Here is a 24,011-nt window from a genome sequence, read left to right as displayed (position 1 = left end):
TCCTAAATTTAGAAAATTTTATGAAAATCATCGTAAGCAGAAACTTATTGAAATACATAAGGTTAAGAAAGCCTATGATTGGTGTTTAAATATTTTAAAAAGTATGGTTTGAAAATACCATTGATTAAATTTCATAAAACAATAGTCTTTAATTATCTAATTTCAAAAAACCGACAAACATATGATCAGGAAATTTTTTAAGTGGCAAATCAACATATTTGATATTTTGGATGAACATTGGGAAAGTCCTCCGGTGACCAAAGTGATCAGCAATATTGTGGTAGGTTTTTTTGTGGTCGGGCTTCTTTTCGGGTTGTTCTCTTATTTGAATATCCTTGATTTAGGAGAGAGTTTTACGGCATTTTTTGCTATCGAACTGGCTTTTAATGTGTTGCTTATATTTGAGGTTTTGGGATTGATTTTCCTGATCCCCAAATCTGTTGCGGATTCTGTGGGTAAGCAGTTTGAGATTATATCACTTTTGTTGCTGCGAGATGCATTTAAGGAATTTGGGCATTATTTGGGTGATCTGACTTGGGATGTGGGGTTTTTATATGAGCTCTTGCCGATAGTATCCGATGCATTTGGAGCGATTTTGATTTTCTTGATTACAGGGTTGTTTTACCGTGCACAGAGACATATCCGGATTACCCAAAGTTATGAAGAGCAAAAGGGCTTTGTTGCCATCAAAAAACTGATTTCCATTTACCTTACTGTTTCATTTATAGGCTTGGGAATTTTTGATATCATTTCAGCTTATCAGACCCATGAGTTTATTTATAGCATCAAATTGTTTTACACCCTCCTGATTTTTACTGATGTATTTATTTTGTTGTTTTCACTGCGGTACACATCCAAATATTACAACTTGTTTCGATATTCATCATTTGCACTGGCAACCATATTTCTTAGGCTAACATTGAGTGCTCCGCCCTATTATAACGTGTTATTGGCGGTTATTGCCGGATTGATGGTGCTTGGGGTAACTTACATTTACAATAAGCTGTTGTCCAAGCAGGCCAAACCTTTGGAAGTCCAAGCAGAGGTTTAAAAGAAAATTTAAAAAAATAACTTCCTGATTTATAGAGTTGATATTGATGTTACTGGATGAAATCCTATATTTTTTAGAAATGCATTTGGAAAAAATGGCACAACCTACTAAGTTTGCGACACGTTAACCAAAAGGGGTTGGCAAAACAATTAAAATTCCTCCTTAGCTCATCCCGATAGCTATCGGGAGGTTAGAGTACAGAGATAAAAATAAATTAAAATAATATTCCTCCTTAGCTCAGTTGGTTAGAGCACATGACTGTTAATCATGGGGTCCTAGGTTCAAGCCCTAGAGGGGGAGCGAAAGCCTTGCAGAAATGCAAGGTTTTTTTGTTTTAGGCAACTCTACAAACCATTTATTTTTTTCAACACATATGTTGACTAACTTGAACTTTTATTAAGCTTAAGCTGTAAAAGTGATGAACGAAAAATTACTAATTCTAAGCAATGATTTACTTTCAGAGTACTTGGAAAAAGCACCGAAAGGTTTAAATTTTGCTTTTGAAGCCTTGCAAGACGCGGAAATCTCCACAGACAGTTTCAGTTTTTACACTTCTGTTTCCTCTGTTTACAGTAGCAAAATAGAAGGAGAAGCCATTGAGTTGGACAGCTACATTAAGCATAAAAAATTTGGAATTGAATTTTCGCCCGATTATACCAAAAAAATAGATGACCTTTATGACGCCTACAGCTTTGCAAAGGTCAATGAGCTCAATAAGGAAACCGTTGCCCAAGCCCATTCCTTGCTCAGCAAAAATATCCTTACTAAAAACAGGCAGGGAAAGTACCGCACACAAAACATGTATGTCTCCACTCCTGATGGCCGTATTGAATATGTAGCGGCCTCACCTTTTGAATTAGAGGCAGAAATGGAAAAGTTTTATACCGATTTGACGCTACTACTCAAAACAGAAATGTCTATTGAGGAAGTTTTTTTTTATGCCTCAATGATTCATTTGGTTTTTGTTAAAATACACCCTTGGAATGATGGAAACGGCAGAAGTGCCAGATTATATGAAAAATGGTTTTTAGCAGAAAAATTAGGCGATAAGGCCTGGTTTGTACAAAGTGAAAAAATGTATTACAACCAACATCAAACCTACTACTCAAACATCAGACTTTTAGGCTTAGAATACCCTACCTTGGATTATAATAAAGCGCTTCCTTTTTTACTGATGCTTCCATCTTCTGTTTTAAATGGATAGAAAAACAGGAGTTCTTCGACAATTGGCTAAGAAAATATTTTCAAGTAGAAATACAGTATTATCCATTTAAAACTATCATTTATTTTAATGAAGTCAATTGAAGGAGAACTCTAAATAATTTCATTGAAAACTCTCTTCAAAATCAAATAAACCCTACTCCGGTTGCAACTATCGTTGATAGGGGGAGCCAATTCAAAAAAGAGGTCAGAAACGACCTCTTTTTTATTTTTATACCCCTCCAGTTTCGTTTAAACAAAGTTTTTGAACAGTTGCAGCTATTTTAAACACGAGTATCACGAAAAAGGACCGAGCTGCAGCTGATAATTCTAACTGATTGATATTCAATTAGTATTGCTGGTTCAACCGTTAGTAACAAGATCTAACGAACTCGACCGCAAAATAATTTAACATTTGTAAAACAATTACACTTTTCGTATCATTATTAAATCTAAACGTATCAAATCGTATCAAAATATACTTACGATTTCAAATCATAATCGTATCTTTGCGTATCAAAACGTATCAAAATGGATAACGAAGTATATAATTTTAAACTGAATATTGATTGGAAGCTGATCAACTTAATCAGTGAAATAGACCGCTTTGATGCAAATTGGACAGCAATTGAACGAAAAGAAGGACAAAGCCTCAAAGAGTTGAAAAGTATTGCTACGGTGCGAAGCGTTGGAGCTTCAAACCGGATTGAAGGCAACAAAATGAGCGATGAAGAGGTAGACGTTTTACTCCAAAAAATTGACATAACAAAACTTACCGACAGAGATTCACAGGAAGTAGTCGGTTATTTTGAAGTCTTGGATTTGATTTCGGAATCTTTCGAAAACATCGATCTTACAGAAAGCCACATCAAAAGTTTACACAATAGTTTGATGAAATATAGTGCCAAAGACCAATGGCATAAAGGGAATTATAATAAACATAGCAACGCAGTTGAAGTTTCATTTCCTGTCGGGACACGGCAAATGATCTTTCAAACAACCGAGCCGGGAATTGCTACCGATTATGCCATAAGAGAGTTGCTCAATTGGTATAATTCAGAAACGGAAATTCACCCCTTAATTAGAATAGCAGCTTTCGTTTATGATTTTTTGAGTGTCCACCCTTTCCAAGACGGTAATGGAAGGTTAAGTCGTTTAATTTCAACGCTATTATTACTCAAAAACGGATATAAATGGATACAATACGTAAGTTTTGAACACGAAATTGAAAACCGGAAAAACGAATACTATCAGGCCCTAAGAAGTTGTCAGGCACAACGCCCTAAAGAAAATGTTTCCGTTTGGATGCAGTTCTTTTTGAGTTGCCTGTCAAATATTCAATCTCAACTTTTGATTAAATTGAATAAAAGCGGAGTGGAAACCCAACTTTCACCCAAGGAAAAATCAATCTTTACGATTATCCAAAATCGCCCAAACATAAAGTCGGGCGGAATTTCCGAAAAATTGGCGATACCATTACCTACCGTAAAACGTATGCTTTCAGGGTTAATCAATAAAGGATTGATAGAAAAACAAGGTAGGGGCCGAAGTGTGAGTTACACGATAAAATAGATAAAAGTTAAAAGTAATAGGGTCAATAGAAAAGAAATCGCTCAGCTATTAGCAATTATAAATTACCTGACTCTCCACCACTATTTCACTGAAAACTTTGTTTCATTTGTTTAGATTAGGGTCTTCACCTGAAGGCTAAAAATCAAATCACTTCTTACCTCCCGGATTATAAATCTCTGCTGCTGTTTTCAACACCTCAGCCTTATCCAAACTCATTGGTTTCAATTTTTGATCGAGGAAGAGTTCAATTTGATCATCAAAGTGGGGGCTGTCAGGGTCATTGCTTGCTCCGAAGACATTGATCGTTTCGATCTTTGGGAGGCCTTCCCCAAAGCGGACCATCATGATATAGGACTCTCCCTGTGTCCCTTTCCGCATCCCGTTTTCCCAAGGTAATGAACGCATGGCTGTAATCACATCATCAATTCCCTGCAAAGGCAGCGCTTTGTCGCCCCTTACCAGTTTTTGATATTCTCCCAATGTCACCAATTCCTTTCCAAAATGGGCTGTAAAATGATTTTTGGCAGCTAGGAGACTTTCTACAGATTCTTCTTCAGTAAGTGTGGTTTCCCAACTCCTCCCATTTTCAGCAAATTTGTCCCACCAATAATAGTAGACAAAGGCAAAAACTGCCGCACCTTCACTCTCAGTTCCTGAGCGTTTGTCCCAGTAGTTGATGGCTTCGATCTGCTTGGTGATTTCTGGGTATTTGCTTGGGTTTAGTCCAAAAAGGGATTCCATATTGGTGCGGAAAGCTAATTTTTCGGGTAACTGTCCATCGTACTTGATTTCTTTGAAACGCTCATAAGAAATCGTCCCCGAGTCGGGCATCAATTCGCGGAATCGGGCCGATCTGTTATTGTCCCGCAACAGGTAATCCATGGATTTTGGGTAATTGTCCGGATGTAGATTGTCCGCCAATCCACTTGCCTTAAAAGGGGAATGATTGGTGTTGAATAAAAATCCCGAAGCAGGATTGTATTGTTGTGGCAGATCCTCAAAGTCATGGTAGCTTGTCCACAGGGCTTTTTTGGTATTTCCGGCTACCGTCCCGGTGAAATCAATGGATGGTTCTCTGATGGGGATCAGGCCATTGCTCACATAAAAAATCGTATCATACTTGTCTGCATACACCGTGTTGAAACTGGTCAATTCCATCCGCGACATGGCTTCACTGAATTCTTTAAAATTCCTGGATTTGTTCATTCGCCACCATTGCTCAGGTGCAGCGATCCGCTCCAAGGCACCCAAGCGGATTGAAAATGTTCCTTGTTCAGTAACCAAGGTAGGGCCATAGATGCTCTTCCAGATTTTCTTTGGAAAGGGAATAGTGACCAAATCCCAAAGTTTCACCCGAAGCCAAACTGTTTCTTCCTCCAATTCCAACCATTCTCCATCTACTTGGTATTGATCTTCATTTTCAGGATTCATGTCCAATTGGTACAGATCCAAAAGATCAGGGAAATTGACCGTGTGTGCCCATCCAAGGTTTTCATTTACTCCGTGAAAAATCATCGCTGCGCCGGGGAAAAGTCCCCCAAGAATATTCCATCCTTCCTCTGAATGGAGGTGTGCCTCATACCAAGCTACAGGTCCGTCTAGGGGTTGGTGGGAATTGATGGCTAGAAATGCCTCACCGGAGTCTGTTCGGGAAGGGTGAATGGCAATTGCATTAGAGCCTTTGGGATCGGCATCAAATGGTACGGTTTCTACTTTTCCGGAGACAATTTGTTGGACCGCACGATCTGCTCCGGACATCTGGGCAAGGGAGAGAATATATGCCGCCGTTATTTCTTTGGTATTGACAGGAAAGGCCTTTTCCAGTAAAACTTCTTCCGGATGTGCCAATGCAAAGTCATTCATTCCTGCCGCATAGGCTTCCAAAATTGCTTTGAATTCCTCTGAATAGGCCGATTCATATTTGGCATCTGCGATTTCAACGGTCTGCAGTAAATGTCCAAAGAAATCCACGGCAGCTCCATCTTGTCCATATTTCCGTCCCAGCATTCGCTTCCCGGCAAGCAATGCTTTTTGGATGGTTTCAAAATCATCTTCAGCATGCGCCCAAGCCAAACCATAAGCGACATCTGGATCTGTTTGTCCAAAAATATGCGGCACTCCAAATTCGTCACGTGCTATTTGGACTTTTGAAGTATCCCAACCAGAATGGTTATAGGTGGAGTCACAAGAAAAAATAAGAAAAGAAAAGAGCAGGAAAAGCCCGGTTCGGATGATTTTCATAGGGTGTTAATCGGTGGTAAGAATTGATTGCAAAATGCGTTTTTATTCTAAACAAAAAAAACTGTTGTTTGTCTGGTCTCAAGGGGAGAAAAAAGGCTTGCTTGATTAATTTTGTATTCATTTCTTTCCCCACAAATACAATTACTTCAGGATCAATGCTGGGAAAAAATGAGCTAATCCGTGTCGGTGAGATCAATGACAACCTGGCCATAAACAACAGCCATCAGATATTTTTAATTCTTGGACATATTCACAAGTGCAAATACACAAACCTATAATTGCGAAAATATAAAAAAATGCAATTATAAAATTATATATTTGCAGAAACATTAGTTTTTCGCAAATATAAAAATCTATAAATGCAGGGGGACATGAAAACCAAAGACTTCAAAGACTTCAAAGCTGGTACCTGGATCAAGCGAACGGAATACCAAAGCTTCAGTCCAGAAAAAATCAATTACGAATGGGTAATTTCAGATCCAAAGCTGGCAAATTTACTTAGTCAGGCTGATAGAAGCTTGGGCAAACTTGATGCATTTTCTGAGCTGATTCCTGATATTGACTTCTTCATCATGATGCACATCACTAAGGAGGCTACTGTTTCCAGCAAAATTGAAGGTACCCAAACATCTTTTCAAGAGGCTTTGATCAAGGAGCAAGACCTTGATCCAGAGCGTAGAGAGGACTGGAAAGAGGTGCGGAGCTATATTGAAGCCATGAACCAAGCCATTGGGGAAATGGAAAAACTCCCCATCTCAACACGATTGATCAAACAGACCCATTCAACACTATTAAAAGGTACTCGCGGGAAAGAAAAACTACCGGGAGAGCTTAGAACCAGTCAGAATTGGATTGGACCAAGTCTGAAAAATGCCATATTTGTTCCTCCTACACACACTGAAATTTCTGAACTAATGGGTGATTTAGAGCAGTTTATCCATGCAGATATCAGTGAAAGCCCTACCCATGTACCCCACTTAGTGAAGATTGCATTGATTCATTATCAGTTTGAAACTATCCATCCATTTCTTGATGGGAACGGAAGAATAGGGAGATTACTGATCACTTTGTACCTACTTGACAAAGGGCTTTTAAAGCGCCCTGTTTTGTATCTGTCAGATTTCTTTGAAAAAAACAGGAGGGATTATTATGACAACCTGATGCGTGTCCGTGAAAAAGACGACATCAACTCTTGGCTCAGCTTCTTCCTGATCGGTGTGATCGAAACCGCAGAGGCCAGTATAAGCACATTCCAGCAAATCTTGAAACTGAGGGAAAAAATCGAGTTCACACAAATTCTTGAACTTGGCAAGCGTCAACAGGATGCAAAGAAAATCTTAAAATTCCTCTATGGAAACCCGATCATAGACAGTGCAAAGGTTGCGGAAATCCTTGACGTACACGCCTCGACAGCGAACCGCTTGATCAAGGACCTCATTGAATTGGGTATCCTAGAAGAACTCACAGGATTCAAGAGGAACAGAATCTTCGCCTTTCAAGCCTACATTGATTTGTTCAATAAACCTTAAATTGAAAAATAAAGACCTCATCGGCAAAGTAGGGAGCAAAAGTTATGTGTCCATGATTCTGAACCGCAAAAAGCCTCTGCCTTTTCTTGAACTAAAGTTCTATCGATTAATAAACACGACAAATCCAAAATCCTCGGTTTTGTTGAGACCTTTATTAATGTGATTTCGGAGGCAGCTAAGGGTCGAGGGGTGCGAGAACTGCCACTGATATCAAGTATACTGAAAAGGGCTCTTAGATTTTTTTGCACTTGTTTGCATCCGAGGTTAACAAAAAAGGAATTGCAAATTCGGCGGAGCAGGGTGTCATTCAAGCTTGTGATTTGTTTATAAAACTGAATGTCTATTAATTGTTACTTTTATTTTTCATGATATTTTGAAGTATTACTTCAAAATATCATGATAATTGTAAGTAAATTGTATGGTGGTTCCTTAGAAAGCAAGTTTTAGAAGATTAGAAATATCAATGCTTTTTCGCAATTTTTGGAGGCTGCCGCATTTTCAAATGGTGAAATGGTGAATTATTCCAATATCTCTTCTGAGTGTGGTGTAAGCAATAACACTGTTAAGGAATACTTTCAAATCTTACAAGATACATTAATCGGTCGCTTTGTTCCTTCCTTCCAGAAAAAACCAAAACGCAGGGTTATTCTGTCACCCAAGTTTTATTATTTTGATATTGGGATTGCCAATAAATTAATGAAAAGAGGGAGAATTGAAGCAGGAAGCGAGTCTTTTGGACATGCATTTGAGCATTTCATTTACCATGAACTATATGCACACAGTAAATATTCGGAAAAAGACTATGCTATTTCATATTGGAGAACAACTTCCCAATTAGAAGTGGATTTTATTTTAGGGGATCATGAAGTAGCCGTTGAGGTCAAAGGAACATCTAATGTTCAGTTGCGGCACCTAAAAGGTTTAAAAAGCTTTGCAGAAGAATACGCGGTAAAAAGGCTGATCGTTGTGAGTGATGATCCTTTAGAGCGAAAAATCGGTGAAATTTCAGTTATTCCCTGGAAGCGATTTCTGGAACAGCTTTGGAACGATGAGATTTTATAAAAAGGAAGGGTAAATCCAAGAAAGATTTGAGAACAGAGCAATATGTCCATATCATATAGCTGTACATATTTCCTACTTGGGGTCTTTTCCTTCTACCATTCCATCCAGCCATCGAATATTGAACGACTTGCGCCAACTTTTTACCCAAAACTTTGTTTCGTTTGTTTCGTTCAGTATCTTCACAGAACAAAATCAAATATCCGTTATCATGGCCACAACCATCAAAAAAACAATGGCAAAAGATCAGAAAGATGCCAGACAATCGGTGGAAGTATTAAAAAGAATCACTGGGGGTGCAAAGCCTCAAGATGCTGTTGTTTTTCAGGTAGAAGGGACATCCATTTCAGTCCCAAGAAAAGCTGTATTGCTTCTGGAAAAAGTTTTGGATGAAATGGCAGATGGAAGAAGCGTGGAAATTGCTTCCTATTCCAAGGAACTAAGTACTCAGGAAGCGGCTGATTTGCTGAAAGTTTCCCGCCCGCATTTAGTCAAACTTTTGGAAACTGGAAAGATCCCCTATAAAAAGGTTGGACCACGCCGTAGGGTTCTTCTTGAAGATGTCAAAAAATATGACTCATTACTCCGGGAAACAAGGAATAGTGCATTGGATAAACTTGTTAGGGAAGCGCAGGAAATGGGCTTGGGTTATTAATCAGAAAGTTAAGTAAGGTGAGAAATCCTGAACTGGTGATGAACTTCCGCTAAAGAAAATATAATTATTTGTTATACTTTTCGTAATTATTTACGTAAATTCGCACTAACAGTACACGCCACGCTACCCACTTGAACAGCGTCCCAGGGCGTGTCTTTTGCTTTTTAGGGGCTTTCACAGTATTTTGTGTGATCATATGTTTGAAAAGAAACCCACCACCATAGAAGAACAAATCGCTTTACTCAAAAGCCGAGGGCTTGAGATTTCTTCAGATTCGGAAGCCACCCACTTTCTAGCCCACATCAGCTACTACCGTCTTGGGGAATATTGGCACTCTATGCAGTCTGACAAAGAAAACCATGTATTTAAACCCAACAGCAATTTCGAAGATGTGATAGCACTTTACAGTTTTGATAGAGAGCTTAGACTTCTGATCTTCGACACGATCGAAAAAATAGAAATCAGCCTTAGAACTAAACTGACATACCACCTCTCTCACGAGTACGATCCTTGGTGGTTTCAGAATTTTGAACATTTTACAGATAGTCGTGCTTTGGTCAAAACTTTAGCAAGTATAGAGGAAGAACTAAGTAGGAGTAAGGATCCAGTTTTGAAAAACCACTTCAACAAACACAAAGATGACACCAGGTTTCCGCCTGCTTGGAAAACCTTGGAACATACAAGTTTTGGATCTCTTTCAAAACTTTATGGCAATTTGAAACACACCGTTAAATCCAAGGATTTGATCGCTTTTGAATATGGGGCGGTTAACCATACTTATTTGCCAAGTTGGCTTCAGTCTATAGCACAAATCAGAAATTATTGTGCCCACCATGCAAGGCTTTGGAACAGAAACCTTCCTGGTACAGTGAAGCTATTGTCAAAACCTCCTCATGACTGGATTGAAGAAGTTCCAAAACCACATGAATTTCAAAAACTTTATGTTCATCTATGCATCATGAAGTATTTACTTAATATCGTTGCTCCGGGAAATCACATGACACAAAAGCTAAATTCACTTTTTGAAAAATATCCCAACGTGGATCCAAATGCACTAGGAATGAGGCAATCGTGGCAAGAGGAAGCTTTGTGGAAGAATTTTATTTAAGCCTGATCTAATAGGTGAAATATTTATTTTTTAGATCAATAGCGGGAAACAAAAAAGCCACCGGAATCCCCCCAGTGGCTCTAATTATTTAAGTTCAAGTACTAAACCCTATAAAACTCCTCCCAACCTTTCCTCGGCGGCATACCTGCCAAGACCTGATTGGCAAGCGGGTTGTTGATAATCTGTCTTGTTTCCCTGTCAAATTCCAATTTTACTCCCATTTGTTGGGCCATTACACCCAGGCAGAATACCTGACTCAGTGGTCCTGCAATTTCAATTGGAGATCTTGTTTTTTCCTCACCTTTGCAAGCTTTGAGGAAATTGGCAAAGTGGTTGGAAGGGCTTTGGGGCACCTCAGGAAGTTTGGACTCCCATTCCTTCGCCTTCTCCTCGGGGATAATGGACAGCGTGCTTCCATGTGACCCGCCTTTGAAGGTCAAATCCTTGCTATAAATGATTTTTCCCGGGTTGAGTTTGGCAGGTTGAATCTGACCCGTACTTGGTGGAGGGATGTTGGGGTCAAGTTCGGAGACACCATAACCTTCCGGCACAGCCGGGATATTATCCAGGCCATCATACCAGGTGATGGTCAGCGGAGGCATTGCCCCACGTTCGGGGAATTTAAATTCCAGTGTGGTGGACATGGGGAAAAAGAAGGGGTTATGACCGCTTAATTTCACGGGATTGACTTCATAGGGTAAGCCAAGATCCAAAAATTCATGGGCAGTGTCGATGATATGTGCCCCCCAATCTCCTAAAGCGCCCATGCCGAAATCATACCAGCAGCGCCACTGTCCATTGTGCAAGTCTTTGTGGTATCCCTGAGGCTGTGCCTGACTCAACCAAACATCCCAATCCATAGTGGAAGGAACAGGTTGGCTTGCAGGATAACGGGAAATATTGGGGTCCCATCCATGCCAGCGACGTCTGCTGTTCATGTGTGCCGTAATGGCCGTGACATCCTTGATTATGCCAGCTTCTTTCCAGGTTTTAAATTGAAAATAGTTGGCCTCTGAATGTCCTTGGTTGCCCATTTGGGTCGCAATTTTTGGGTATTTACTCGCAGCGGCGATCATCAGATCCACCTCCTGGAATGTGCGTGCCATGGGTTTTTCCACATACACATGCTTTCCTTCCGCCAATGCCATCATGGTCACAGGAAAGTGGGAAAAGTCCGGCGTGGCAATGCTTACCGCATCAAAACTTCCACCTATTTCACCAAACATTTTTCGAAAGTCCTGATACTTCTTTGCATTTGGAAACATATTCATGATTTCCAATGTCTGTTCTGCCCCCATATCAACATCACAAAGAGCCACAATATTACAGAGGCCGGTATTATTCAGTGCCTTGATGATTTCTTTTCCCCGGTTGCCGATTCCTACACAGGCCAGGTTGACCTTGTCAGAGGGTGCGACATAGCCCATGGATTTGCCTAAGACATTGGGGGAAATCAAGGTGAATCCGGATAGGCCTAAAGCAGCAGTGGCTCCGGTTTTCAGAAAGTCTCTACGATTGGTGGACATATTTTGGTTATTAAGGTGTTTTATGATGGGTTTTGACTATCCAAATGCTTTAATCTGAAGTCATTTTAACCTTCAAGGATCTGGCTTTTGAAATTATTCTATTAATGTAACTTTCTTATCCAAAATATCGGAAAGAAGCTTGGAAAATCAACGGAAAGGTTTGCATAAATAAAATTCACTTAGATTCTTAAAGCAGAAACACTCATTTTACATGAAGACAAGGATTTATTTTCATCAAAGATTATATTTAAGCATCTAAATAAAATATAATGTGAAAAGAAGAATAATATTAAGCTTATGTCTGTCTTTCCTGTGGCTGGGATTAACTGTCTCAGCCCAAGACAAAACCTATGTTGCCCCGAACCTCGAAAGTGAGAACGCTTGGACTTTGGTCTTGTTTCCGGACACCCAGACTTATGTGAAGTTCAAGAGAAACCAACCTATTGTGGACCTAATGGTAAATTGGGTTGATGAACACATTTCATCCTTGAATATCAAGTTGGTTTTGCATGTGGGTGATTTGGTGGAGCATAATGGGCTGGTGAACCCTGATGGAATCGTGGGGAATCAGACGGGAACGCAGCAATGGGAGGCCATTTCCCGTTCATTATCAACTTTGGACACAAAAGTACCAGTAATCGCCACGACAGGAAATCATGATTTTGGCATTGCCAATATCGAAAACCGCCAGACTTTCTATAACAAGTATTTCCCCATTGAAAAAAATCACCATAATAAAGAGATGATAAGGGATGTTGCTATTGATGACGATGGCATGCCCAGCTTAACAAATGCTTTATATGAATTTATTGCACCAGATGAAAGAAAGTTTTTGATTCTTGTACTGGAATTTGCTCCAAGAGAGTCCAATTTGCAATGGGCCATTCGAATGGTCAATCAGGAAAAATATCTGGACCATACCGTGATTTTGCTGGCACATTCCTATCTGGACAGCAATAGTAATCATATTGAAACAGAAAATTATCCCATAACAGATAGAAACTATGGCAAAGCTATTTGGGAAAAATTGGTAAAGCCCTCCAGAAATATTCAAATGGTTTTTTCAGGACATATCGGAGTTCCGGATCAAAAAAGTGGCCATGTCGGATTCAGAACAGACACCAATGCAGGAGGAAAAAAAGTTCATCAGATGACTTTCAATGCTCAAGCAATGGGAGGTGGGTGGCATGGAAACGGCGGAGATGGCTGGTTGAGGATGTTGGAATTTCAGGGAAACCGGGTTTCAGTCCGAACTTTTTCACCCTTATTTGCCATCTCTCCCAGTACAAGGCATCTTGCTTGGGGAACCGAAGCTTATCAGCCCTTTACCTTTGACTTAGATTAATTTTCCCAGCAAAATAAACTCAACTCCAGAGATGATATCCAGAAGAAAACTCTTAAAACTATTCGGCATGGGCACTGTTGGTGCCGGAATGCTTCCAATAAGCTGTGCAGTGCCCAATGCCACAGATGAAACAAAACGAAAGCCGGTTCTAAGGTTTGCACATGTGACAGATATGCATCTTTTGCCGGAAGTTTCGGCAGAGGAAGGGGTAAAGAAATGCATAGACTATATCCTTGATAAGGAAGAATCCATCGATTTTTTTGTGAATGGCGGAGACCTGATTATGGATGCTTTGGATAAAACTGAAGCGGAAACCGAAGCACAATGGGCAGTATGGCGGAAAATCAGAGCAACCTATCCTGATCTGAAATTTCATCATTGTATTGGCAATCATGATGTCTGGGGCAAAACTCCTCATGAAGAAAAATATCCCGGAAAGGCCTGGGTATTGAAAGAACATGGTATAGATAGTCCTTATTATTCTTTTGAGTCAAATGGCTGGTATTTTATAGTTTTGGACAGTACCCACCTGAAAGAGGATGGTACTTGGTATACCGCCAAACTCGACACCCTTCAGCGGGAATGGTTGGAGCAAACCCTTAAAGACATCCCTTCTGAGAAACCCATTATGATCATTTCACATATACCCATTTTGGGAGCGACGCCATTCTTGGATGGGGACAATGCCAAAACAGGCAACTGGGTTGTTCCCGGGGCATGGATGCACACGGATGCCAAATCATTGGTCAATTTGTTTTATAACCACAAGAATGTAAAAGTCTGTATCAGTGGACATATTCATTTGGTAGAAACTTTGGTTTACCATGATGTTCATTACCATTGCAGCGGTGCCGTCTGTGGCAATTGGTGGAATGAGGAACCCTATGAGTTGACCAAAAAAGGCTATGCACTATTTGAACTTTTTGAGGATGGTACCCATAGATTCAAGTATGTGGAATATGATGTGTGAAAAACGATGGGTAAAGAGTTGTCTTTTCTACTCAAGTGGGGCGAAATAGTCACAATCAAAGGCTTTCAAATTAAGTGATAAAAATAATCCATAAATTAGATTTCTCTTTCATGTGCAATATCCTTCAAAAAGGATTTGAAACCATGCAAAACAAATATGTCAGATGAACATCATTCGATGGTTAACATTCCCGTTTCGCTATTCTTTTTCAAAATTCAAAAGGAAGATAGGTAAACTGGGCCAAGCCCGAATGGAACTCTTTCTTGCTTTTGGCAATGAGAGGGAAATATTTATTAAAGGCAGGGTCATCGAAGCCTATAAGCAAAGTAAGCCCTCAGATAAAAAAAATGCTTTGCAAAATATACTAGCATCCATAAGAAGGTATGCGGGAAGCAGCATCTCGGGAGCGCGGATTAAGTTGGTATATCAGGGGATGGAGGAAATTTTGGTCAGCAACGAAGAGGGGCTGTTTGAAAAGCGATTGATCAAAGATGCTCCCAAAAAGGGCCAATCAGACATTGCCTACCTTACGCTTTTGGAAGATGAAGGTCTTAAGGCGGAGGAAAAAACCGCTTTTGCGGAAATATCCCGCATATCAGCTCATCATACAACTGGCATTATTTCAGATATTGATGATACAATCATAATTTCTCACGCCACATCATTGGGCAAAAAGCTGTGGCTATCGGTATCAAAAAACGCATATACCCGCAGGCCATTTCCCGGAGTAAGTGAGTTTTATGAACATTTAACGCAACAGGGGCAACATCCGGTATTTTATGTTTCCAGCAGTGATTGGAATCTTTTCGACCTTATTCAGGATTTTTTAAAATATAGAAATATTCCTGAAGGTCCCCTATTGTTAAAAGACCCCCATGTCAACCTTAGAAATATCTGGAAATCCGGTGGAGGTAACCATGACCATAAACTGGAGAAGATATCATTGATTATGTCCCTGTTTCCTCAGATGAAATTCATCCTGACTGGAGATAGCGGTCAGCATGATCCAGAACTTTATACTGAAATAATTGAAAAGTTTCCGGATAGGGTAAAAGCAGTATACATCCGGAGGATTAAAAAAGAAGATGAAGAAAGGGAAAATCTATTGAATCAATACAACCCTGAAATCCCTATTGCATGGGTACAGCATTCCTCCGAAGCAATAGCGCATGCAAAAAATTTCCTATGAACCTTTTGTCTCCTGACTTGAATATTAGGAACGGCATTTGATAATTCATTTTTAAAATTTAGCCTCAAAAGTTATATATGGGTAAACGTGCCTTATTGATCGTAAATCCAAATGCCGGAAATTTGGACAATCAACCTGAACTGGTTGACAATATTTATCGGAGCATAACAGCATATGATATAAAAGTTTGGAATACTACCGGACATGGGGATGAACAAAAGATAACGCAATTATTAAAAGAGAATACCTACGACCTCATCTTGGTAGGCGGTGGAGATGGAACCATCAAGCTGGTGGCTTCTCAACTCGGTGACTTACAAATCCCCCTGCTTCCCATACCTTTCGGATCTGCAAACGGCCTGTCTTCCTGTCTCGGCATTCAGACTTGGGAGGACAGTATCAAGGCATTAAATGCTGGAAAAACCATTCAGATGGATGTTTTGGATGTCAATGGAGATATTTGTTTGCATATATGTGATTTCGGATTCAATGCGGGTCTGATTAAGAAATTTGAGGAAAGTGATGAAAGAGGCATGGGCAGTTATTTTAGAAGTTCAGTTGCTCAGATATTTGAAGACAACAAATACAGCTTTACCTTGGATCTGAATGGTGAAAAAATACTTGTCAATGCAAAAATGCTCGTCATAGCCAACGGTGATAGATATGGTACCGGTGCAAAAATAAACCCGACAGGAATAATGAATGACGGCAAATTTGAGATAATTGTTCTCAATCCAAGCAGCCTTAAGGAATGGATGGCATTGACAGTTGGGTTTATTCGGGAGGACTTTTCAAAGTTGAATTTTGTGCAGACATTAAGCGGAGAAAAAGTCATTATTGAAAATCTGGATAAAGCCGAATTTCATATAGACGGTGAAATTAGGGAAGATCATGGAACCGTGGAAATCATTATGGATAAGAAGAAAATCGTGTTTTACACCAATTTTGAAATAGTAAGTCAATAAATAAATTCCATTCAGATAAGGTCCAGATTTGTCAATGACCACCTTTGAGTTGACTTTTGACGGCAATCAACCTTTCTTTTAGGTTTTTGTCTTTCGTCATTGGCGAAGAAAAAATAACGTCATTTATTTTCCATCCTTTTTCATTTACCAAAACAACTTTGTCCTGCCACTTTTCTACAGGATCAGAAGGATATATAAATTCCACCATAACTTCAGCAGAGGAATCTTCTATAGAAATTCCTTTTATAGCATACTCAGTGTAACCATCCATAAGACTTGAAAAAAAACTCCCTTCAATCATGATAGGTTTATCACCGGGGTGTTCACTTCTGCGGATTCTTTCTTCATCCATTTTTCGGACCCTTTTCAAGTTATTGAGCTCCTCAACAAGATCCTTGGAAAACAGGCTTGTATCCACGACCACTTCATAGATACTTTCCTTCATGGCGTAAAGGCTGTGTATCTTATTTTCAATTTCTTTTTGATCAGGAACTATTCTATTGCAGGAAATTATTGCCAAAAGAATGAGAAGATTAATGTGCTTTTTCATGTGAACTCTAATTTGAAATATCTGAACCTACATTTCACATAAATTACAGCAATGTTTATGATTTATCTCCATTTTTTTTCCATATAGCTTATCGAACTATAAAAGAAATTGACGTGAAGAGCGAATCATCCCTTTTGATTTAAAATATTTCATCAAAAATTTGGATTATTGAACACTGTTCATTTATATTTAAATAATATTTTAAAATCAATGGGTACTTCCGAACGCAAAGCCAAAGAAAAAGAGGAGATCAAAACTTTGATTCTGAATGCGGCCAAAAAATTATTTGTCAAAAAGGGTATAGATCAAGTTACGATCAGGAAAATTGCTGAAGAAATCGAATATAGCGTTGGAACGGTGTATGTATATTTTAGGGACAAAAATGACATACTCCATGAACTGCACACACAGGGATTCGGTCATTTGGGAGGCGCCATGAGGATCTTGAACAACGTATCCGATCCAATGGAAAGGCTTAAGGCACTTGGGAGAGTTTACTTACAGTTTGCAATGGACAATCCCGATATGTATGACCTGATGTTCAACATGAAGGCACCTATGGATTTTCTGGAGTCTATGCACAAAGAAGAATGGAATGAGGGAAAGGCTACCTTTGATGTCTTGCTGAAAAACGTGGCTCAGTGTATTCAAAAGGGTCATTTTGAAGGGCATCAATTGGAACCGCTATCCTTTGTCATCTGGAGCACGGTTCACGGCATGTGTTCCTTACATATTAGCCAAAGAGTAAAAGGCGTAAATCTAGAAAACCCTGATAGTATGATGGGAAAAGCCTACGAAGAGTTTGTGACATTAATCGATAAGAAATAATTTTTTTATTCATTAATGAACAACGTCCATAATTTAAACAATATTCATATTTTAAAATCAACTTTAATTTTTGGGAGATCAGAAACTTGGACAAGAATCAAATAATCAAACTATAAAATATCATGAAAGAATACATCCTAATTACAGGCGCTTCATCAGGCATCGGTTATGAAATGGCCAAAATCTTGGCACAAAAGAAATACAATCTGATTTTGGTGGCAAGAAGCATCCAAAAATTGGAACAGCTTCAAAAATACCTGGTTGAACGGGATCAAGTTGAAGTTCAATTTATACCAAAGGACCTGTCAAATCCCCAAAATGCCATGGAACTATATGATGAAATCAAATTTAAAAATCTTATAGTAACCCACTTGGTCAATAATGCCGGTTTTGGAGGATATGGGGATTTTGTGGAAACCTCTTTGGACCATGAATTGGATATGGTAAACCTGAATATCAGTAGCCTGATGGTTCTGAACAAGTTGTTTGGTAGGGATATGTCAAAGCGAAAATCAGGCAGAATCATGAATGTAGCCTCCATTCTATCCTTTTTGCCGTTTCCTTATTATTCCGTGTACTCTGCCACCAAATCCTTTGTGTTGGCATTTTCTCAAACAGTAGCTGCGGAATTGGAAGACAGCGGTGTCATCGTGACCACCCTTTGTCCCGGAACGGTGGAGACACCTTTTCATACACCGGAAATGAGAAAAACCAACGCCATGAGTGCCAATAAGCCGTTTCCGCCGGAAGAAGTGGCCAAGGAAGGGGTCCAACTTTTATTGCATGGAAAGGGTAAGAAAGTGGTAGGGAAAATGAACTGGTTTTTGACCAATCTCCCCAGAATTACCCCAGGGGTAATCATGATGCGAATTAAAAAGAACTTGGCAAGTATACCCTCCTAATCTTATGAAAGCCTTTCTCTTGGAATTGAAATTCAGAAATGAAACTTTGTTCAGTTTTGGATTGGTCTGTCTTGTTTTTGCCCTGGTCTTTTTATTGATGACACGAATCTCACAAACTCAACTTTATCAGGTAAATGCCTGGTACAAGCCTTTCAAATTTGCATTTTCAACCTTTTTGTTTGCTTGGGCCATGGCTTGGTACTGCCATTATTTACCCTCATTCAATGTGCAAGTATTCAATTGGGTGGTCATCATTTTGTTAGGTTTTGAGATTGTGTATATCACGTGGAAGGCAAGTCAGGGACAGCCATCCCATTTTAATATCAGTAGTCCGTTTCATTCAATGATGTTTTCCATGATGGCGTTCGCAGCCACAGTTGTCACCATATACACTGCCTATATCGGAATCCTATTTTTTATTCAGGATATTCCTGACTTGCCCACCAACTACCTTTGGGGCATCAGACTGGGAATTGTCATCTTTGTGATTTTTGCCTTTGAGGGCTTTTTGATGGGAAGTAGAATGAGCCATTCTGTGGGACTTGAAAATGACAATTCCCATCTCCTTATTGTGGGATGGAGCAGAAAAGTGGGAGACTTAAGGGTGTCTCATTTTATAGGCATGCATGCATTACAGGTGCTGCCTGTTTTATCTTTTTATGTCCTTAGAAGTTCCAAAGCGGTTTTACTGACAGGAGTACTCTATGGGGCATTGGCCACATTTACCTTGCTTCAGGCAGTCAAAGGAAAGCCATTCTGGCCCGAACGAATTGAAAAAGAAATTAAAGAAATTCCTCATCAATAAAGAAAGCAGAAAATGAAAACAATTATCCCCACACTTATCCTCAGCCTTTTGGCACATTTTGTATTGGGCCAAAGCAGTTCAAAGAAATACAATGAGGCAGAAAACCTGATCAATTGGCCTGCTGAATTTGATCCCAAAATTAGTGACTTCTATGTACATAATGAGATCGAAATCTATGCTTCTCCTGAAATAGTCTGGGTCTTATTGATCAATGCCAAGGATTGGCCTGAATGGTATGATGGTATCCAAAGTATACGGTTTGAGGATGAAACCCAATCAGCATTATCGCCAAATACCAAGGTGTTCTGGAATTCGATGGGACAATCACTGAACAATGAAATTATGGATTTTGAACCGTACCAAGCACTTTCCTGGCAATTCAAGGAAAAGAAAATACAAGGCATTCATGCTTGGGTAATTTTTCGCACTGCAACAGGATGCAAAGTCATCACCGATGAGTCCCAAACAGGCTCCTTGGCAAAACTTCAAAAGATTTTCTTGCCCAATAAGTTGAGAAAGCAACATGACAAATGGCTGATTTTGCTGAAACAGGAGGCGGAGTTGATTGCTGTAGGAAATGATAACAGTAATCTGTCAAAAATCCGATGAGAAAAAAATATGTAAAAATTCTGAAAAGCAACCTATATCACCCTCGTCTCAGAATATAGGTCATAAGCAGCCACCAAAAGCTGATGGTCCGGCGCCTGACCATAGCGGGCATAATTATGCAATTCACTTCTCTCCTCAACATATACGGGCGTGTATAATCCATCCAATTCATCCCAAATGACAATCAGGTAAGCATAGGGAATTTTGCTTGAACGGCCCTTTTCCAGCCAATCGTCAAAAAGAGATTCATCTAAGGTTTTGGGATAGTTGGGGCCTTCGAACATGTTTTGCTTCGTTTTGTGTGATGGTCAAAGATAAGGGGAAGTTTCATTCTATGGTGAGGTAAGTCCATCCAATGATTTAATCATTAGCCCGAATAGTTCGGCTTACCCCCTTTTTAATTTATTTATTAGCTGGAACTACAAGCATTTGATTTGCCTCCATTGTTCTACTGGAAAAGATACCTAAGCTATAAAAAAAATTATCCTTTGATCAAAAAACATATCTTTGGCTGTACGGCTCAATTCTTGAATGCGAATTTCTAAGAATGAGTCATGCCTTTTAGAAATGCACGGTAAAAAATTTCATGCATAGATTTGTAAAAATTATTTCTTTCCTCATACTCTCCGTAATTAGTTTTCCAGAAGTCAAAGCGCAAAATGGATACGGCTCAGGATACTTGATCAAGCATGATTTTGATACTCTTACAGGTAAGGTCAAAGACCGGAGGGGGGACCCCTTTGCTAGGTTGTACAAGAAAATTCGATTTAAAAGAAATGGAGTCTTTGTGAAAAAATATGGGCCACGTAAGATTAAGGGGTATGCGATGGGAGAAAATATTTTTGAAAGCCATTGGATTCAGGTGAATTCTATTTTATTCAGGACAGAATATTTAAGTCAGGAGAACCTCGGGAAGAAATATTTTTTGAAAGTCAAAGAAAATGGTTATTTGACTTATTAACAATGGGAATTCATTGATCAGGAGTCTTCTATAATTGAAGCAATAGACCTTTTCAAACGCGAGGATGAGGATTTCTTTATCCGTGTTACCCAAGGTATCTTTGGCTTAAAAATGAAGACATTAGAAAAATACTTTGAAGACTGCCCGGAGTTGATAGAGCATATTCAAAATGGTAAACTTCGTAGCCCCAAGGAAATTGCAGTTTTTTATAATGATTGGTTTGAAGTGTCTAAATAGAAATTTTTCTAAAAACCAGAGTCATAAACCACCCAATCTAAATAGCTATCCTAAAGATATTGCATATGCTTTTCCCTTTTTACCGATCAAATATTCAATCTCTCAATGCCTAATAGATAATATCAATTTAATTTACAACGTCATAGAGAGTATCTTTGATTTCGAAGTTAATTCCCCAAAAAATTACTAAATCAGAAATAAATGAAAAAAATTATGTTAGCATTTGCCCTTTTGGCAGGTGCTTTACTTACCGGTTGCAAACAGGAACAACCTGAAGTGGAAGCGTGGTCTGGGGCGACCAAGAAAAGTCTCAGCAACGCGATAGCTACCCAAAATGCTGATTGGTGGCCAAACCAATTAAATCTCAGTATTCTGCGGCAGAATTCTGAACGATCCAATCCATTAGGAGAAGATTTTAATTATATCGAAGAATTCAGAAGCTTGGATTATGAAGCGTTAAAAAATGACATCCGTGCCGTCATGACTGATTCCCAGGATTGGTGGCCAGCGGATTTTGGTCATTATGGTGGATTGTTTATCAGAATGGCATGGCACAGTGCAGGTACTTACCGGTCAGCTGATGGCCGTGGCGGTTCGCGTTCTGGTCAGCAGCGTTTTGCTCCATTGAACAGTTGGCCGGACAATGGCAACTTGGACAAAGCCAGGAGATTGCTTTGGCCTATCAAGCAGAAATATGGAAATAAGATTTCTTGGGCGGATTTGATGGTTTTGACCGGAAACGTTGCCTTGGAATCCATGGGATTTGAGACCTTCGGATTTGCAGGAGGAAGAGAAGATGTGTATGAACCGGAGTTGGATGTGTATTGGGGCAAGGAGACCAAATGGTTGGATGACGAGCGTTATTCCGGTGACCGTGATTTGGAAAATCCGCTTGCGGCTGTACAGATGGGCTTGATCTATGTAAATCCTGAAGGTCCTAACGGAAATCCTGACCCGGTTTTGGCGGCACATGATATCCGTGAGACATTTGGCAGAATGGGGATGAACGATGAAGAAACCGTAGCCTTGATTGCAGGTGGTCATACTTTGGGTAAAACCCATGGTGCAGGTCCTGCTTCCAATGTTGGTGCAGAGCCGGAAGCTGCTGATATCGAAGAGCAGGGATTTGGTTGGAAGAGTACTTACAAATCCGGTAAAGGCCAAGATGCCATTACTTCCGGTCTTGAAGTAACCTGGACATCTACTCCGGCACAATGGAGTCATGATTATTTGACTTTCCTTTTCAAATACGAATGGGAACTGATGAAAAGTCCTGCAGGTGCACATCAGTGGGTGGCAAAGGATGCAGAGAAGATTATTCCTGATGCATTTGATGCCAACAAAAAGCAGCCACCTTACATGCTGACTACAGATTTGTCTTTGAGATTTGACCCTGAGTACGAGAAAATATCCAGAAGATTTTTGGAAGACCAGGATGCCTTCAATGAGGCTTTTGCCCGGGCTTGGTTTAAGTTGACCCACAGAGATATGGGTCCAAAAACAACCTACTTAGGCCCTGAGGCACCTACGGAAGATTTGATCTGGCAAGATCCTATCCCTGCTGTGAACCATACTTTGGTCAATTCACAAGATATCGCCAGCTTGAAGACTAGTATTTTGAATTCAGGATTATCCATCAATGAAATGGTATCCACGGCCTGGGCTTCTGCTTCTACTTACAGAGGTTCTGACAGACGTGGCGGAGCGAATGGTGCTAGAATCAGATTGGCTCCACAGAAAGATTGGGAGGTAAACAATCCCAAGCAACTACAAAAAGTCTTATCTACCTTGGAGAAAATTCAAAATGACTTCAATGCTAAATCCAATACCAAAAAAGTTTCCATGGCTGACCTGATTGTCCTTGCCGGAAATGCCGGAGTGGAAAAAGCGGCTGCCAATGCGGGATACAAGATCCAAGTTCCGTTCAATCCAGGTAGAATGGATGCATCTCAGGAACAAACTGATATGGAATCCTTTGAACTTTTGGAACCTATGGCTGATGGATTCAGAAATTATTTGAAAACAAGATATAAACTATCTACTGAGGAATTATTGGTGGACAAAGCGCAGCTTATGACTTTGACTGCTCCAGAAATGACTGTGCTAGTTGGCGGTATGCGTTCCTTGAATGCAAACTTTGACGGGTCAAACCATGGTGTTTTTACTGATAAAAAAGACGCTTTGAGCAATGACTTCTTTGTCAATCTATTGGATATGAGCACGGAATGGAAAGCTGCTGATGAGACCAAAGAGCAGTTTGAAGGTAGAGATAGAAAATCAGGAGAACTTAAATTCACTGCTACCAGAGCCGATCTGATATTTGGTTCCCATTCTGAGTTGAGGGCTTTGGCTGAAGTCTATGCCCAGGAAGATTATAAAGAAAAGTTTGTCAAAGACTTTGCCGCTGCCTGGAATAAAGTGATGAACTTGGATAGGTTTGATTTGATTTATTAAGATCGCTTGTCTTAAATGTTACAAACAGGTAAGCTAAAAATAAATTTATTGAATTTCGAAAAATCGAGATGATGGTAGATGTAGATTGATAAGATGAGCATCATTCGGCTATTTTAAGAAAAGTTTTATTTTTTCGGAATTTTCGGAAAATCAATTGAAAATATAGAGAGCCGGTCCAAAATGGCCGGCTCTTTTTTGATTTTTACTGTCAACATCTTTTTACAGGATTCGTTGGTTTGCCAACATTCGAAAACT

At 39.7% G+C, this 24,011-nt stretch carries 22 protein-coding genes and 1 tRNA gene; 19 read left to right on the top strand and 4 right to left on the bottom strand.

The genetic code is table 11. The features are described from left to right. Positions 1-181 precede the first annotated feature (181 nt). The 4 genes from HMJ38_RS03440 to HMJ38_RS03425 all read left to right on the top strand — a co-directional run bounded on the left by HMJ38_RS03440 (position 182) and on the right by HMJ38_RS03425 (position 3,823). A complete protein-coding gene (locus HMJ38_RS03440) occupies positions 182-1,051 on the top strand; it encodes a hypothetical protein (RefSeq protein WP_194972966.1) in 870 nt (289 codons plus the stop codon). Positions 1,052-1,277: 226 nt separating this feature from the next. Continuing rightward, positions 1,278-1,351, top strand: a tRNA-Asn gene (locus tag HMJ38_RS03435). A 118-nt stretch (positions 1,352-1,469) separates the two neighbouring features. Beyond that, complete coding sequence (locus tag HMJ38_RS03430; protein ID WP_194972965.1) at positions 1,470-2,255, top strand: Fic family protein; 786 nt, start codon at positions 1,470-1,472, stop codon at positions 2,253-2,255. A 527-nt stretch (positions 2,256-2,782) separates the two neighbouring features. Beyond that, positions 2,783-3,823: a Fic family protein gene (locus HMJ38_RS03425; protein ID WP_194972964.1), complete on the top strand. Its 1,041-nt coding sequence runs from the start codon at positions 2,783-2,785 to the stop codon at positions 3,821-3,823. Between the two features lie 147 nt (positions 3,824-3,970). Here the strand turns inward: HMJ38_RS03425 and HMJ38_RS03420 are convergent, their stop codons facing one another. After that, positions 3,971-6,064 carry a penicillin acylase family protein gene (locus tag HMJ38_RS03420; RefSeq protein ID WP_228779852.1) on the bottom strand — a complete coding sequence of 698 codons (2,094 nt, stop codon included), beginning with the start codon at positions 6,062-6,064 and terminating at the stop codon, positions 3,971-3,973. Between the two features lie 371 nt (positions 6,065-6,435). Here HMJ38_RS03420 and HMJ38_RS03415 point away from each other — a divergent pair, with 371 nt between their 5' ends. The 4 genes from HMJ38_RS03415 to HMJ38_RS03400 all read left to right on the top strand — a co-directional run bounded on the left by HMJ38_RS03415 (position 6,436) and on the right by HMJ38_RS03400 (position 10,415). Continuing rightward, the gene (locus HMJ38_RS03415) at positions 6,436-7,593 is read left to right on the top strand and encodes a Fic family protein (protein ID WP_194972963.1); all 1,158 of its coding nucleotides are present in this window, start codon (positions 6,436-6,438) and stop codon (positions 7,591-7,593) included. A 450-nt stretch (positions 7,594-8,043) separates the two neighbouring features. Then, on the top strand, positions 8,044-8,655 hold the full coding sequence (locus HMJ38_RS03410) for an ATP-binding protein (protein WP_394355053.1): 612 nt from the start codon (positions 8,044-8,046) through the stop codon (positions 8,653-8,655). A 208-nt stretch (positions 8,656-8,863) separates the two neighbouring features. Further along, entirely contained in the window at positions 8,864-9,307 is a 444-nt protein-coding gene (locus tag HMJ38_RS03405) for a helix-turn-helix domain-containing protein (protein ID WP_194972962.1), read from the top strand. Positions 9,308-9,503: 196 nt separating this feature from the next. After that, entirely contained in the window at positions 9,504-10,415 is a 912-nt protein-coding gene (locus tag HMJ38_RS03400) for an Abi family protein (RefSeq protein WP_194972961.1), read from the top strand. 101 nt (positions 10,416-10,516) lie between these two features. Here the strand turns inward: HMJ38_RS03400 and HMJ38_RS03395 are convergent, their stop codons facing one another. Then, positions 10,517-11,941: a Gfo/Idh/MocA family oxidoreductase gene (locus tag HMJ38_RS03395; protein ID WP_194972960.1), complete on the bottom strand. Its 1,425-nt coding sequence runs from the start codon at positions 11,939-11,941 to the stop codon at positions 10,517-10,519. A gap of 271 nt (positions 11,942-12,212) precedes the next feature. Here HMJ38_RS03395 and HMJ38_RS03390 point away from each other — a divergent pair, with 271 nt between their 5' ends. The 4 genes from HMJ38_RS03390 to HMJ38_RS03375 all read left to right on the top strand — a co-directional run bounded on the left by HMJ38_RS03390 (position 12,213) and on the right by HMJ38_RS03375 (position 16,410). Then, positions 12,213-13,286 carry a metallophosphoesterase gene (locus HMJ38_RS03390; protein WP_194972959.1) on the top strand — a complete coding sequence of 358 codons (1,074 nt, stop codon included), beginning with the start codon at positions 12,213-12,215 and terminating at the stop codon, positions 13,284-13,286. A 31-nt stretch (positions 13,287-13,317) separates the two neighbouring features. Beyond that, complete coding sequence (locus tag HMJ38_RS03385; protein WP_194972958.1) at positions 13,318-14,256, top strand: metallophosphoesterase family protein; 939 nt, start codon at positions 13,318-13,320, stop codon at positions 14,254-14,256. Between the two features lie 250 nt (positions 14,257-14,506). Next, positions 14,507-15,445 carry a phosphatase domain-containing protein gene (locus HMJ38_RS03380; RefSeq protein WP_228779850.1) on the top strand — a complete coding sequence of 313 codons (939 nt, stop codon included), beginning with the start codon at positions 14,507-14,509 and terminating at the stop codon, positions 15,443-15,445. A gap of 77 nt (positions 15,446-15,522) precedes the next feature. Next, positions 15,523-16,410, top strand: a complete 888-nt coding sequence (locus HMJ38_RS03375; RefSeq protein ID WP_194972956.1) for a diacylglycerol/lipid kinase family protein — start codon at positions 15,523-15,525, stop codon at positions 16,408-16,410. A gap of 31 nt (positions 16,411-16,441) precedes the next feature. On the opposite strand, the gene HMJ38_RS03370 is transcribed toward HMJ38_RS03375, so the two are convergent. Beyond that, a complete protein-coding gene (locus HMJ38_RS03370) occupies positions 16,442-16,960 on the bottom strand; it encodes a hypothetical protein (RefSeq protein WP_194972955.1) in 519 nt (172 codons plus the stop codon). Between the two features lie 210 nt (positions 16,961-17,170). Here HMJ38_RS03370 and HMJ38_RS03365 point away from each other — a divergent pair, with 210 nt between their 5' ends. The 4 genes from HMJ38_RS03365 (at position 17,171) to HMJ38_RS03350 (ending at position 20,104) form a co-directional block, all read left to right on the top strand. Beyond that, the gene (locus HMJ38_RS03365; RefSeq protein WP_194972954.1) at positions 17,171-17,788 is read left to right on the top strand and encodes a TetR/AcrR family transcriptional regulator; all 618 of its coding nucleotides are present in this window, start codon (positions 17,171-17,173) and stop codon (positions 17,786-17,788) included. Between the two features lie 122 nt (positions 17,789-17,910). Further along, positions 17,911-18,690 (top strand): SDR family NAD(P)-dependent oxidoreductase, encoded by a 780-nt coding sequence (locus HMJ38_RS03360; protein ID WP_194972953.1) that lies wholly within the window; start codon positions 17,911-17,913, stop codon positions 18,688-18,690. 4 nt (positions 18,691-18,694) lie between these two features. After that, a complete protein-coding gene (locus HMJ38_RS03355) occupies positions 18,695-19,495 on the top strand; it encodes a hypothetical protein (protein WP_194972952.1) in 801 nt (266 codons plus the stop codon). A 12-nt stretch (positions 19,496-19,507) separates the two neighbouring features. Beyond that, the gene (locus tag HMJ38_RS03350) at positions 19,508-20,104 is read left to right on the top strand and encodes an SRPBCC family protein (RefSeq protein ID WP_194972951.1); all 597 of its coding nucleotides are present in this window, start codon (positions 19,508-19,510) and stop codon (positions 20,102-20,104) included. 32 nt (positions 20,105-20,136) lie between these two features. Here HMJ38_RS03350 and HMJ38_RS03345 read toward each other — a convergent pair whose 3' ends face one another. Then, a complete protein-coding gene (locus tag HMJ38_RS03345) occupies positions 20,137-20,388 on the bottom strand; it encodes a hypothetical protein (RefSeq protein ID WP_194972950.1) in 252 nt (83 codons plus the stop codon). Positions 20,389-20,690: 302 nt separating this feature from the next. On the opposite strand from HMJ38_RS03345, the gene HMJ38_RS03340 reads away from it, so the two are divergent. From HMJ38_RS03340 to katG, 3 genes are all read left to right on the top strand, one after another. Next, positions 20,691-21,065 carry a hypothetical protein gene (locus tag HMJ38_RS03340; protein WP_194972949.1) on the top strand — a complete coding sequence of 125 codons (375 nt, stop codon included), beginning with the start codon at positions 20,691-20,693 and terminating at the stop codon, positions 21,063-21,065. A 111-nt stretch (positions 21,066-21,176) separates the two neighbouring features. Beyond that, positions 21,177-21,302: a hypothetical protein gene (locus tag HMJ38_RS25505; protein ID WP_262892867.1), complete on the top strand. Its 126-nt coding sequence runs from the start codon at positions 21,177-21,179 to the stop codon at positions 21,300-21,302. A 201-nt stretch (positions 21,303-21,503) separates the two neighbouring features. After that, complete coding sequence (gene katG / locus HMJ38_RS03335) at positions 21,504-23,756, top strand: catalase/peroxidase HPI (RefSeq protein WP_194972948.1); 2,253 nt, start codon at positions 21,504-21,506, stop codon at positions 23,754-23,756. Positions 23,757-24,011 lie beyond the last annotated feature (255 nt).

It is taken from the genome of Aquiflexum lacus, from assembly GCF_015476655.1.
In the GTDB taxonomy this organism is placed as follows: domain Bacteria; phylum Bacteroidota; class Bacteroidia; order Cytophagales; family Cyclobacteriaceae; genus Aquiflexum; species Aquiflexum lacus.
This window is presented reverse-complemented; position numbering and strand designations above follow the sequence as displayed.